At 30.1% G+C, this 12931-nt stretch carries 16 protein-coding genes, 2 pseudogenes and 1 other annotated feature; all 18 genes and pseudogenes read right to left on the bottom strand.

The genetic code is table 11. The features are described from left to right. Nucleotides 1-77 precede the first annotated feature (77 nt). The 18 genes and pseudogenes from rpmF to nrdR all read right to left on the bottom strand — a co-directional run bounded on the left by rpmF (nucleotide 78) and on the right by nrdR (nucleotide 12918). Nucleotides 78-257, bottom strand: coding sequence for a 50S ribosomal protein L32 (gene rpmF, locus C7N41_RS04370; RefSeq protein WP_105955939.1), 180 nt, complete (start codon nucleotides 255-257; stop codon nucleotides 78-80). Between the two features lie 65 nt (nucleotides 258-322). Further along, entirely contained in the window at nucleotides 323-877 is a 555-nt protein-coding gene (locus tag C7N41_RS04365; RefSeq protein WP_105964508.1) for a DUF177 domain-containing protein, read from the bottom strand. An 84-nt stretch (nucleotides 878-961) separates the two neighbouring features. After that, nucleotides 962-2014, bottom strand: a pseudogene (locus C7N41_RS04360) (nucleotidyltransferase); the annotation flags it as partial. Further along, nucleotides 1998-2093, bottom strand: coding sequence for a nucleotidyltransferase family protein (locus tag C7N41_RS07960; protein ID WP_105964506.1), 96 nt, complete (start codon nucleotides 2091-2093; stop codon nucleotides 1998-2000). The gene C7N41_RS07960 and the pseudogene C7N41_RS04360, both read right to left, overlap by 17 nt. A gap of 4 nt (nucleotides 2094-2097) precedes the next feature. Continuing rightward, entirely contained in the window at nucleotides 2098-2829 is a 732-nt protein-coding gene (locus C7N41_RS04350) for a class I SAM-dependent DNA methyltransferase (RefSeq protein ID WP_105964505.1), read from the bottom strand. A 1-nt stretch (nucleotide 2830) separates the two neighbouring features. After that, nucleotides 2831-3184: a ribosome silencing factor gene (gene rsfS, locus C7N41_RS04345; RefSeq protein WP_105964504.1), complete on the bottom strand. Its 354-nt coding sequence runs from the start codon at nucleotides 3182-3184 to the stop codon at nucleotides 2831-2833. 17 nt (nucleotides 3185-3201) lie between these two features. Next, nucleotides 3202-3813 (bottom strand): bis(5'-nucleosyl)-tetraphosphatase (symmetrical) YqeK, encoded by a 612-nt coding sequence (gene yqeK / locus C7N41_RS04340; RefSeq protein ID WP_105964503.1) that lies wholly within the window; start codon nucleotides 3811-3813, stop codon nucleotides 3202-3204. Beyond that, a complete protein-coding gene (locus C7N41_RS04335) occupies nucleotides 3806-4378 on the bottom strand; it encodes a nicotinate-nucleotide adenylyltransferase (protein ID WP_105964502.1) in 573 nt (190 codons plus the stop codon). Before C7N41_RS04335 ends, yqeK begins: the two co-directional genes overlap by 8 nt. Nucleotides 4379-4391: 13 nt before the next feature. Further along, nucleotides 4392-4703, bottom strand: a complete 312-nt coding sequence (gene yhbY / locus C7N41_RS04330) for a ribosome assembly RNA-binding protein YhbY (RefSeq protein ID WP_105964501.1) — start codon at nucleotides 4701-4703, stop codon at nucleotides 4392-4394. Between the two features lie 17 nt (nucleotides 4704-4720). Then, a complete protein-coding gene (gene yqeH, locus C7N41_RS04325) occupies nucleotides 4721-5848 on the bottom strand; it encodes a ribosome biogenesis GTPase YqeH (protein ID WP_105964500.1) in 1128 nt (375 codons plus the stop codon). Further along, nucleotides 5841-6371: a YqeG family HAD IIIA-type phosphatase gene (locus tag C7N41_RS04320; RefSeq protein ID WP_105964499.1), complete on the bottom strand. Its 531-nt coding sequence runs from the start codon at nucleotides 6369-6371 to the stop codon at nucleotides 5841-5843. Before C7N41_RS04320 ends, yqeH begins: the two co-directional genes overlap by 8 nt. Nucleotides 6372-6487: 116 nt before the next feature. Next, nucleotides 6488-6843, bottom strand: a pseudogene (rplT, locus tag C7N41_RS04315) (50S ribosomal protein L20). 32 nt (nucleotides 6844-6875) lie between these two features. Further along, nucleotides 6876-7064 carry a 50S ribosomal protein L35 gene (rpmI, locus tag C7N41_RS04310; protein ID WP_105955928.1) on the bottom strand — a complete coding sequence of 63 codons (189 nt, stop codon included), beginning with the start codon at nucleotides 7062-7064 and terminating at the stop codon, nucleotides 6876-6878. Nucleotides 7065-7110: 46 nt separating this feature from the next. Further along, on the bottom strand, nucleotides 7111-7620 hold the full coding sequence (infC, locus tag C7N41_RS04305) for a translation initiation factor IF-3 (protein WP_105955927.1): 510 nt from the start codon (nucleotides 7618-7620) through the stop codon (nucleotides 7111-7113). Between the two features lie 37 nt (nucleotides 7621-7657). After that, nucleotides 7658-7793 (bottom strand) — a sequence feature (ribosomal protein L20 leader region). 40 nt (nucleotides 7794-7833) lie between these two features. Beyond that, nucleotides 7834-9780 carry a threonine--tRNA ligase gene (gene thrS / locus C7N41_RS04300; protein WP_105964498.1) on the bottom strand — a complete coding sequence of 649 codons (1947 nt, stop codon included), beginning with the start codon at nucleotides 9778-9780 and terminating at the stop codon, nucleotides 7834-7836. 325 nt (nucleotides 9781-10105) lie between these two features. Further along, on the bottom strand, nucleotides 10106-11038 hold the full coding sequence (gene dnaI / locus C7N41_RS04295) for a primosomal protein DnaI (RefSeq protein ID WP_105964497.1): 933 nt from the start codon (nucleotides 11036-11038) through the stop codon (nucleotides 10106-10108). A gap of 9 nt (nucleotides 11039-11047) precedes the next feature. Continuing rightward, nucleotides 11048-12430: a replication initiation and membrane attachment family protein gene (locus C7N41_RS04290; protein ID WP_105964496.1), complete on the bottom strand. Its 1383-nt coding sequence runs from the start codon at nucleotides 12428-12430 to the stop codon at nucleotides 11048-11050. Nucleotides 12431-12432: 2 nt separating this feature from the next. Beyond that, nucleotides 12433-12918, bottom strand: a complete 486-nt coding sequence (nrdR, locus tag C7N41_RS04285) for a transcriptional regulator NrdR (protein WP_105964495.1) — start codon at nucleotides 12916-12918, stop codon at nucleotides 12433-12435. Nucleotides 12919-12931: the final 13 nt, after the last annotated feature.

The raw sequence follows: 12931 nt of genomic DNA, 5'->3' as shown, positions 1-12931 counted from the left end.
AAGAAAAGGACTCTTTTTATTTTAGAAAATAAAAAAGTTATCAGATTCCATGGTGATCTGATAACTTTAAAAAATAATTAGTCGTTAGTTTTAACAACTTGTTTTCCATCATAGTATCCACAACTAGGACAAACCATATGAGGTTTACGTAATTCACCACAGTTTGGGCAAGCACTCAAACCTGGGTTAGCCAACTTAATGTGGCCACGACGCATACCCTTTTTAGCTTTTGAAGTTTTTCTCTTTGGTACAGCCAATGCAAAGACCCCCCTTACTCTTTAAAATAAAATATCCACTAGTGAAAAATTTTAAGTCTTACCAATTACTTATCACTATCGTTAAATAGATCTTTTAGCTTAGCAAGACGTGGATCTACTTTTTTATTATCTGTCTTTTGATTGTCATATTCTTCTTCAGAAATAACTTCCCAATCATTACCCTTAGGCATTTCACTACCATTTTTTTCATCAGGCGACAGAATATGCATTGGAATTTGTAAGATAACGTTGTCAGCAACTGATTTATCAAAATCAATAACACCATCATCATCTAATAAAAATGCAGCTTCATCTTCTTCTTCATATTTCTTCAGTTGAGCTTTTGTATCCACATAAACTTCATCTATTTTAAAGTCTAAAGGAAGATCAACTGGAGTCAAAGATCTTGATGAAGGCACTACGATATTACCACGAACATGAGCATTAACAATGGCATTACCATTGTCATAGAATACATAAGCATCCACACTAAATTTATCATTAGCAGAAATGACATATTTACTATATCTTTCCATAATATCTTGAGATAAATCCATCTTTTCACTAACATAAAGTGGTTTATTCTTGTAATCTGATAATTCTCTTAATACCCATTTCATAGGTTTACCTCCTAATGCAACGACGTTAATTATACATAGTAATAAGATGGTTTGTCAAGGTGTTTTCCTTGATACCTAAAATTACTAAAATATTAACGGTACTTTATATAAATCTTCATTCTTTTTACTTTCAATACTATATATATTACCAGATAAGTAGTCAAACTTAAGCTCTTTTTCTAGCAAAGCTTTGCTAGGCTTTGAGATAATAATCATATTAGTTTTTTTCTTTATTTGTTTAAGATATTTTCTGCCTAAACTATTAAAACCTAATATACGAATATACTCAGATGAATTTTCAAAATCAGTAGATTTAAAGTTCATTAAAACATATACACAAAGTCGTCTTAGTCTCGAAAATGTATATCTTTTGGTCTTTAAATTATTTAAAAATTCGTCAAAATCATTAGATATTTTAATATATTTTTTGAATCTATACTCTAAGCCCTCTGTCATTTGATAAATGCTTCTTAATTCATTAACAGAATTAGTTAATATTTTGTATTTTAAATATTTCCAAAAGGTATTCCAATCAATACATTGATTATTCTCAATGACTTCCAAGGTAGATTTAGGAATTACATTATAAATTTTAGAAACGTTATTAATATTTTTTCTAATAGATGTTGCACTAGAAATATTTAAGCTAGAATCAATTATTTCAACATCATTATGATTACTATTCTTTCGTTTAACAGGAATTAATTTCATAGGTATAGATAGCTGTCTATTATATAAAGCATAATTAAATGCTAAAATATCATTCGGCTTATTTATAACAAAATCAGTTTTTTCGGCAATTAATTGTTGAATTGCTGAAGTATAATTTTCTTCATAATTTTTAAAATATTCAGGATTTTCTAAATTAACAGTAGCTAATTTAGAAAAATTAATTTCTGGACTTTCACTGCCAAATGATAACCATTTACATTGCAAAGCACCTAATATATTGACCGCAGCTTTAGCAAATATGCTGGCTGGCTGAACAGAATATTGAAATGGTAACTCTACAACCAAATCAACATCATTTTCTAATGCCATTTTAGCACGATTCCATTTATCAAAAGAAGCTGGCTGGCCTCTTTGAACCCAATTGCCACTCATAACTACAATACATAAATCAGCATGGGTAAGTTCTTTGGCTTTTTTTTATTTGGTATAAATGTCCATTATGGAAAGGATTATATTCACTAATTATTCCAACTGCATTTAACATATTATCACTTCTCACAAATAAAAAACCATCTAGTAGTATTTTCGTCTATTTTATTTTTTCCAAAATTACTAAAAACATTTACTTTAGAAAAGCCGACTGATTCTAATGATGAAATATAATCTTCTAGATTATAAGTACGTTCATGATGCAACTCACTAAATTCATCATAAGCATCTAATTCTTCATTGTAGTTAAAAAATGATAAATCATGATCAACAGAATGCTCTTCATCCCCAATATAAGTTGTCCACATAAAAGCCCTAGTTTCGTCATGAAAATTATACATATATCCTGGATAAATTTGATCAGTCTGATAAGGGGTGATTACATCAAATAAATATTTTCCTTTATTATTAAGGTGATTATATGCATTTTTAAAAGCAATTTTTAACTCTTGTAAGTTTTTTAAATAACATAGAGAATCATCAAAACATGTAATTACTTCATAATTGGGAAAAGACGACAAATCTAACATATCGCCTTGAATTAAATTAGCAGTCTGATTGTTTCTTCTTAAATTATCATCAGCAATTGTTAACATATCCGAAGACATATCAAGTCCACTAACATTATATTTTTTGTTTCTCAATAAAGAAATTAGTCTACCTGTACCACAAGCAATGTCTAAAATATCATCATCTGCATTAGCATTATGTTCAACAAAATCCAACCACTTGTCATACATGGTTGGATCAAATAATTCATCATATAATTCTGCAAATTCTTGATAAATCATATTATTTTACCCATTGATCAATTTTTACTGATGGTGCATCTGACCATAATTTTTCTAGATTGTAATATTCTCTTTCATCACTTTGAAATACATGAACAATTACATCCCCTAAATCAACCAAAATCCATTTTGCAGTATCTTTACCTTCTACTTGTTGCACTTCAACTTTTGCTGCTTCCGCTTGATCTACAATTTCATCAGCAATTGATTTTACTTGACGATTTGAAGTTGCATCCATAATCACAAAATAATCTGACATTAAACTAACTTCATGTACATTTAAAGCAACAATATTATTTGCTCGTTTACTATCTGCAGCTTTTACTACTACTTCTAAAGTATCTTTACTACTCATTTATAAATTGCTCCTTATTACTTTATTTTTGAATTAACAACCCATTGATTATAAGTATCAATAGTTTTCGGATAAACTGATTTATTATTAGAAATTAAATATTCAATTGTATGTTTAGTTTGATATGCAACACCATCTTGTAAATTATTAAACGTAATTGTTCTGGCTTCATCAACACCTGGGAATTCACGACCCATTTCAAGATAATCTGCCATATAAACGATTTGAGATAAAGTGGACATATATTTAGAACCTGTTGTGTGATATTTTACAGCATTAAGAATTTCCACATTGGAAATTCTTAATTCATTTTGCACAAACAAATATCCTACTGCTCCATGCCAAATTGCATTACCATAATTTAATAAATTTTCATTCAAATGATATTTTTTAATGGCAGCAATAAAATCTTCATCAGGCCTTTGTTTAGCATAATCATGAACTAATCCGCCAATGCTGGCCATTTCTTCATCAAAATTATTTAATTTAGCTAACTTAATAGCCATTTGTTCAACTCTTAAAACATGCTCAAATCTAGATTGCTTTAGAGCTGATTTTAATTTATTAATTAATTCTTTTCTGCTATATGGAACAATATTTTCTTTATATTCTAATTCGATATCATTCATAAATATGATGCTCCTTTATATATTGTAAAACCTCATCTGGAATCAAATAACGTACAGATTGTCCGTCTTTAATACTATTACGAATAAGTGTTGAAGAAATATCAAGCTTATGAACATTCAATTTAATAATACTATATTTTGAATTATTATCGTATTCTTCTCTTTGAACACCAACAAATTTTATTATTTTAGTCAATTCATCAATTTTATACCATTTAGGCAAATAATGAACCATGTCACCACCAATAATAAAATAATAATCAACATTGCGATTATTACGCACCAATGCACTCATTGTATCATAAGTATAGCTCTTACCTTTTCTATCAATTTCATCCATCAAAACACCAAAATTATGATTATCTTTGATTGCCAAACGAACCATATTAACTCTATCAACGGAACTAATTGCAGATTTTTGATCAATGTGAGGAGGAATATAATCAGGCATAAATAAAACTTTGTCCAAATTCAATTGAGTTCTAACTTGTTCAGCAATAAATAAGTGTCCATTATGAATAGGATTAAATGTCCCACCCAAAATACCAATTTTCTTTTTGCGCATCTTAAACAGCTCTTTAAATATTTTTAACTTCTACAGAATAATTTTGAAATTTTTCTTTACTTGCTGGCATAAATAATAATAGTGTTTTTCCAATAGTTTGGACTACAGATACATCACTATTTTCTTCAATAAATGATTTTACATCTGATACACTTTCATCAGCATTTTGTTGAATATTAATTTTAATTAACTCTCTTCTTTGTAATGCATCTAAAATTTGATCTAACCAGATTTCATTTAGTCCATTTTTACCAACAGAAAATAAAGGCTTCATACGATTAGCTTGTGATCTCAAATAACGCTTTTGTTTCCCTCTTAATTTCATTGAAATTCTCCTTATAATTAAATCATTGCTCTTCTTAACAACACAGAAACTCCTTTGGGAGCCCATCCCGCTACTACAACATTTGAAGGTACGGTAATCCATCCTAAGCCTTCAATTACTAAATCACTTTTTTGATCTGTCTTAAATTCATATCGAACCAATTCTGGAAAATCTTCAATAGAATCTTTACTAGGTGGAGTTAACATTTCTCCAAAATGTTTACTATAAAATGCGTCTGCATTGATAAGTTTAGTTCTATGAATGAAAAGATTATTTTCAACATAAACTGTAAATCCATGCTTTTTATCTCCATTAACATAATCAAACCTAGCAACACCACCAAAGAATAAGGTCTGTTCCGGATTCAATTGATATACTTTAGGTTTAATTTGTTTTTGTGGTTCAACAACTTTTAAATCCTTTCCAGTAAGATAATGAGCCATTTGTTCTTTATGAATAATTCCAGGAGTATCAACTAATTTATGTCCATCTTCTAAATCAATACTAATTTTATCTAAAGTAGTACCAGGAAATCTTGAAGTTGTAATTAACTCTTTTATTCCGGTATTTTGTTTAATAATTTGGTTAATTAAGGTTGACTTACCAACATTAGTTACACCGACAACATAAACATCTCTATTTTTACGATATTTATCAATATTATTTAATAAATTATCAACAGATTCGTTAGTTCTAGCTGAAACTAATTCTACATCAATAGGTCTAATTCCTGCTTCGTTAGAACGTTGTCTAATCCAATCTCTTAATTTACGATTTTTTAATGATTTTGGTAAAAGATCGGCCTTATTTCCAACTAACATAATTGGATTATCACCAACAAAACGATGTAGTCCTGGAATTAAACTACCATTAAAATCAAATATATCTACTAAATAAACGATTAATGCATTAGCATCTCTAATTTGATTTAAAAGTGCCAAGAAATCATCATCAGTCAAACTTACAGGAGAAATTTCATTATAGTGACGCAATCTAAAACATCTTTGACAGTAAATTTCACCAGTTTCTTTTCCTTTATCTAAAGCTGATTTAGGAGTATAGCCTAATTCATCAGGAGTATCCGTTTGAATTTGAGCTCCACATCCAATACAACGCAAATCTTCGTTTTCTAAATTTTCAGTCATTAATATCCTCCTGCCATTTTAAATCAACATATTTTTTATTTAACTTTTTCCAAATCTTTTTTTCAATAAAACGATTTGGCTTTGTATTCCAAGCATCCGTTTCAATTAATGGTTTAACTAAGACACTTCTAACTCCAGCATTATTGGATGCCCAAACATCAGTTAAAAGTTGATCCCCAACCATTATAACTTGTTTTTTATTTAAGTGATATTTTTTTAATGCCTTGTTAATACCATTTGGAAATGGTTTTAAAGATCTAGATATAAAATCTAAATCTAGCATTTCTAAAGCTTTTTTAACTCTTGATCGTTTATTATTAGATATAACAACAAGTTCAATATTATGTTTGCTTAGATTATTCAACCAATTTCTAAGCTGAGGAGTTCCATATGGATTATTCCATGGGATTAAAGTGTTATCCAAATCTGTAAAAACATATTTTATTCCCATGTCTTCTAATTTAACCGGTGATATATTATAAATCATAGGTATCATCCAGGTTGGTTTAAATTTAGATATCATAATAATAAAACTCCTCTTAATAAATATATGTAAAGTAAGCAATTTTAATTACTTACTTAATAAGAAAAAAACTCCCACCTACTTACCTTAAGTGGTGAAAGTTTTATTTTTGAAAATTATTTAACAGCTTTCTTAGCAGTTTCGGCTAATGAAGCAAATGCTTTTTCGTCATTTACAGCTAAATCAGCTAACATTTTACGGTTCATTTCAATGTTTGAAAGTTTCAAACCGTGCATTAATTTACTGTAGCTTAATCCATTCATACGAGCTGCTGCGTTAATACGAGCAATCCATAATCTTCTGAAATTACTTTTGTTTGCTTTACGATCACGGAATGCATATTCGCGTGACTTCATAACTTGGTCTTTAGCAGTCTTGAAAAGACTGTGTTTACCTTCACGGTAACCCTTAGCTTGTTTTAAAACACGTTTACGACGTGCATGAGTAACTGTTCCACCTTAACTCTTGGCATGTTTAAATCCTCCTATAATTATGTCTTATTAATTAAAACATCTTTTCGTATTTATTAGCAGTTGTCTTATTGATCATGCTAGTTCCACGTAGGTTACGACGTTGTTTCTTTGTCTTACCATGGAAACGGTGACTTGTAAATGCATTAGCACTCTTTAAACCACCCTTAGCGGTCTTTTTGAAACGCTTAGCAATAGCACGATTTGTTTTAGTCTTTGGCATTGTGAAATCCTCCCTTAAATTCTTTAAAGTATTATATAAATACTAACTATTTTTTATCGCTTGATTTAGGTGCGAGCATTAGGAACATACTTCTTCCATCCATTTTTGCTCGTTGAGTAACATTAGCAACTTCTGATGTAGATTCTGCCATTCTGTTTAACACATCACGACCAATTTCTTTATGTGTGATGGCACGTCCCTTGAAACGAATTGATACTCGAACTTTTTCACCTTTTGATAAGAACTTTTGAGTTCTTTTCAACTTAGTGTTGAAATCATTAGTATCAATAGTTGGGCTAAGTCTAATTTCCTTAACACTGACAACTTTTTGTTTCTTACGAGCTTGACGAGCTTTCTTTTGTTGTTCAAAGCGGTATTTACCGTAATCTAATACTTTAGCAACCATAGGCTTAGCTTTAGGAGCTACAACTACAAGATCTAATCCTGCATCTTCAGCAAGTTTCATTGCTTCCGCCTTTGACTTAACTCCTAATTGATCACCATTTGCACCAATTAAACGAACTTCACGTGCTCGAATTCCATCATTAACCATCATATCGTTTGCTATGGTAATTCACCTCCAAGTATATTAAAAAGCAGAAAAAATGCGGGAACCTAAGAAGGCTCCCGCATCTGTCCTTTGTAAAATAAACAAAGGTTCATCCGATATCATGCCTAGCAACTTAATTGTCACTGAGGCGAGAAGCGGGAAGGCTTCTGCTTTTTCGATAATTTAATACTACCAAATAAATAATTCATTGTCAACAAATTATTTATTTCCTCTAGAATAATTATCAATATCATTTTGAATCTCTTTAGTAAATTCATCAAAAGATTCGTCTTTACTATCTTTTTCACTGTATTTACGTACAGAAACGCTATTGGAATTCATTTCATTATCACCAACAACTAATGTATAAGGAATCTTATTAGTTTGAGCATCACGAATTAAATAACCCATTTTTTCATTACGGTCGTCAACACTTGAGCGAATACCCATTTTAACTAATTTTTCATTAATTTGTTTAGCATAATCGCCATGTTTATTCATACTTACAGGAATAATTTTAACTTGATGAGGAGCTAACCATGTTGGGAAAGCACCCTTATAAACTTCAATTAGATAAGCAATGAATCTTTCCATAGTTGAAACTAAACCACGGTGCATCATAACAGGACGGTGTTCTTTACCATCTTCACCAACATAATGTAGATCAAATCTTTCAGGTAACATAAAGTCTAATTGAATAGTAGATAGTGTCTCTTCATTACCCATAGCTGTGTATGTTTGAACATCAAGTTTAGGACCGTAGAATGCTGCTTCACCTTCAGCTTCAACATATTCTAAACCTAAATCGTCCATAGCACCCTTAAGCATTGATTGAGACTTGTTCCACATTTCATCATCATCAAAATACTTTTCGGTATTCTTTGGATCACGGTAACTTAATCTAAAGTGATAATTACTAATATCAAAGTCCTTGTATACTTCAGTCATTAAATGCAAGATTTTTTTAAATTCATCTTGAATTTGATCAATTGCTAAGAAAGTGTGCCCATCATTTAATGTCATTTCACGTACACGTTGTAATCCTGATAAGGCACCTGATTTTTCATATCTATGCATCATTCCTAATTCAGCAATACGAATTGGAAGTTCACGATATGAACGAATATGATGTTTATAAATTTGAATATGACTTGGACAGTTCATAGGACGTAACTCTAGTTCTTCACCATCTCCCATATCCATTGGTGGGAACATATCATCACGATAATGTGCCCAATGTCCTGAAGTTTTATAAGCATTAAGATTCATAAGAACTGGAGTAATAACATGTTCATAGCCATTAGCCAATTCTTTGTCCACGATATATCTTTCAACAACGCGACGAACAGTAGCACCATTAGGCATCCAGTATGCTAAACCTGCACCAACCTTAGGATCAACAAAGAATAAATCTAATTTGTTACCAATAACACGATGGTCACGTTCTTTAGCTTCTTGACGTTGTTTAACATCAGCTTCCAAATCGGCCTTCTTATAAAATGCAGTTGCAAAAATTCTTTGTAACATTGGGTTTGATGACTTACCTTCCCAGTATGCACCAGCAACTGATAGTAGCTTAAATTCTTTAACTTGTTTAGCAGATGGAAGAACAACGCCTTCACCTAAACCTAAATAATCTCCAATTTGATAAAATACAACTTGATCGTTCATAGCTAATTTATTAACTAACTTAGCTTGATATGGATCTCCATCAACTTGCTTTAAGGCATCTTCTTTGCTTAAAACTTTACGTTCAATTTGAACATTATTTTTAACCATTTTATGCATACGTTCTTCAAGTTGAGGCAATTCATCAGCACTAACTTGAGTTTCTCTTTTATCAGTATCAACAAAGAATCCATCTTCATCAGAAGTACTTTCACCAAATTGAATATTTGTAAATTGATCAGCTAATGCAGCCTTTAATAGTTGAGAAGCTGTTTGACGTAATACTTTTAAACCATCATCAGAATCTTTAGTTACAATTTCAATTTTTCCACCAGAATTCAATGGTAAATCTATATCAACCATTTTATCGTCAATTTTTCCGGCAACTGCTTTTTTAGCTAAACTAATGGAGATAGATTTAGCGATATCTTCAGTAGTTACACCCTCATCAAAATCTTTTACATTTCCATCTGGAAATTCAAAAGAAAGCTTAGCCATAAATATCTCTCCTCTTTGATTAATTTATACGGGAAAAGGAATAAAAAAAGTCCCTAGCGTCACAAAAAGTGACACTAGGGACGTAAATTACGTGGTTCCACCCGAATTCTATCTACATAGATTATATGCAGACCTCATAGTTAGTCTTTAACGGTAACAACCCGATTTAGAATTTCCTCTAAACTATTTATAGAAGTGGTAATTTAAAAATCAAATATAAAGAAACTTACAGTTAATGTTTCTTCTCCCTGAAAATTTAAATAATTAAATTATATCTTCTATATTTATAATTATGATTATTTAAAGATAAAATGTCAAGTCTATTTTATTGTGGACGACGATTATCACCAGTTATTTTAACTTCTTTGGATAAAAAGCGGATTCTTTGCATAATTCTTTGAGCTTTCAGGGGCTCTTCATCACCCTTATTATTAAATCTCAGATGATTATTCTCAAACTCACTCATTGAATAGTTAGATGTAAAAAATGTAGGAAGTGAATTTTGCATTCTATATTCCAATATTACACTAAAAATATCATCCCGAATCCAAGAAGACATATCATCAGCACCAATATCATCTAATATGAGTAAAGGCATTTTCTTAATTCTATCTAACTTTTTGGCAACAGTATTGTTTTTAATAGAATTTTTCATTTCAGTAACAAAACTAGGAAAATGTAATAACATTACTTCATATCCATTTTTAACTAGTTCATTTGCCATTGCAGCCATTAGAAATGTTTTCCCAACTCCAAATTCACCATGAAGGTAAATTCCTTGATGATATTTTTTAGGATCTTGTTCATAATCAACAATAAATTGCAATATATCGTTATATGCATCTATACGTTCCTGATCTTTATCAGTATAAAATTGTTTTAAATCAATTTTTCTTAGTGCATTGGGCAAAGAAACTAAATGCATTTTCTTTAACATTTTTGCATTCTTAATAGAAGCTAGTTTACTTTTTGTTGGAACATAAGCAACATTAATTGAGTCCTTACTAAGCTCTAATTTAGGTTCGTATCCTGGAATTGTAGAATTTTTCCCAGAAATAACTTTATCTCGTTCATTAACAAATTCATATAATTTAGAAATAGATTTAATAATTGTTTGGTGATCTAAATTATTTTTATTAGCATTCAAAAATTCATTTACATCTTTGTCTTTTAAGACATTATTAGCAAGCTTTTTAAATTGCTCACCAAACTTCTTATTAATCATTAACCTTGATAGCTCATCACTTAAATTTTCCATTGTCTACCCTCACTTTTTACCCCAACTTCTAATTCTTTTTAGTTTATCTTCTAATTCTTTTTTTCTAGATTCATCCGGAATCGAATCTTTATCTTGGGTATTCTTTTTGTCTTTTTTCACAGAATTATCTTTTGCATCATTATTTTTTGCCCAGTCAGGAAGTTCTTCCTTAATTGGTTTACGATAACTTCTCTTATGCTCACGCTTCTTTTCATCAGACGTCTTTTTGCGATTCCTAATTTCTGAAATGGCATCTTCAGCAGTTCTAATTCCCTTTTGCGACCAATTATCAGCAATGGTAGTAAAAAGATTTCTACTTAGTCCTGACTTTTTTTGATCAATAATTATATGATAAGTAACCATATTTATAACTTCTGGTTTTAATACAGAAACATCCATTACATCGCGAATAGTTCTAATTTCATTATCATGAACAAAGCCATCTACTTGTTTTTTTAAACCCTGTAAAAAATCTAAGGGAGAAAATTCTTTAGCCATATTAACTATCTGTTTTTCACCTTGATTAAGATTATTACCATCGTTAGCAACATAAGATTTTCTATTATCTTCATTAAGATTAACATTCTTATTAGCAAAGTCCCTATCAACCAATAATTTTAGTTTATTAGGATCAAAAACATTATTATTAACATTAGTGGCTTTTTCAATAAATCTGGCCATCTCTGGTTCATTAATTCCATATAATAAATGCTCAGATTGAATTAAATGATGATTTTTCTTAACATCAGAAATATTTACAAAAGATTGCTCTAGTATGGATAAAACTAAACTAAAATCAAAATCGTCATCAGAATTAACATCATTTGTACCCGGTTTTGTGGAGTTTACAACTAATGATTTGGCTTCGCTAACATCCTTAGGTGTATCAGATAATTCACTGTTCTTGATATGAAAAACTTGCAAAAAATTTTTTGAGATATCATTATATTTTTCTAAATCGTAATTATCTGTTATTACATCATTAACGATATCTTCATAACGATTTTCACCAATGGTCTGTAATAAAGTAACACTTAACAAATCATCACTAAAAAATTGATTAATATCAAGCGGTTTTATAAGCTTATATACATAACGATGGTTATCATTTACATAAGTTTTAACCAACCCGGCACCTTCAAGCTTTAATCTAGCTTCATAAAATGATTGAATATCAATGTTTAAATAAGCAAGCAGTTCAAAATTAACATGTAATTCAAAATCTTTATCTCGTTCATACATTCTCCAAAGATTATTTATTAAAGCATAAGCATTAATCCCAATAATTGGTTGATAAAGAATGTCTAAAGCATTTCTTTCTAAATCAGAAATGAAATAATCAGAAGTTAGAATAAAATTATCTTGAGGACTAATATTACGCCATTCTTCCATGTCTATTCTCCGTTATTTTTTTGACTCTTTTGATGATCATTATCTAAAACTTCTTTTAATTCATTATAAAAGACAGTCATATCTTTAAATTGTCGATATACACTAGCGAATCTAATATATGCAATTTCGTCAACATTTACTAATTCTTTCATCACATATTCACCAATAGATTGACTTGGAATTTCATTTTCACCCATAGCTCTAATTTTCGATTCGACATTATCAACAATTGTTTTCATAGAATCCATAGAAACTGGACGCTTTTCTGCTGATCTGATAATTCCTTTTAAAACTTTTTCACGATTAAATTCTTCTCTATTACCATTATTTTTAACTACTAATAATGGTGTTTGTTCAATTCTTTCAAAGGTAGTATATCTATAGCCACACTTTTCACATTCTCTACGACGACGAATTACTTGTCCGTTTTCAGTGGGACGACTATCTACTACTCTAGATGAATTTTTATGGCAATGAGGACATTGCATTAACTTTCACCCC

Source organism: Apilactobacillus micheneri (genome assembly GCF_002993975.1).
In the GTDB taxonomy this organism is placed as follows: domain Bacteria; phylum Bacillota; class Bacilli; order Lactobacillales; family Lactobacillaceae; genus Apilactobacillus; species Apilactobacillus micheneri.
This window is presented reverse-complemented; position numbering and strand designations above follow the sequence as displayed.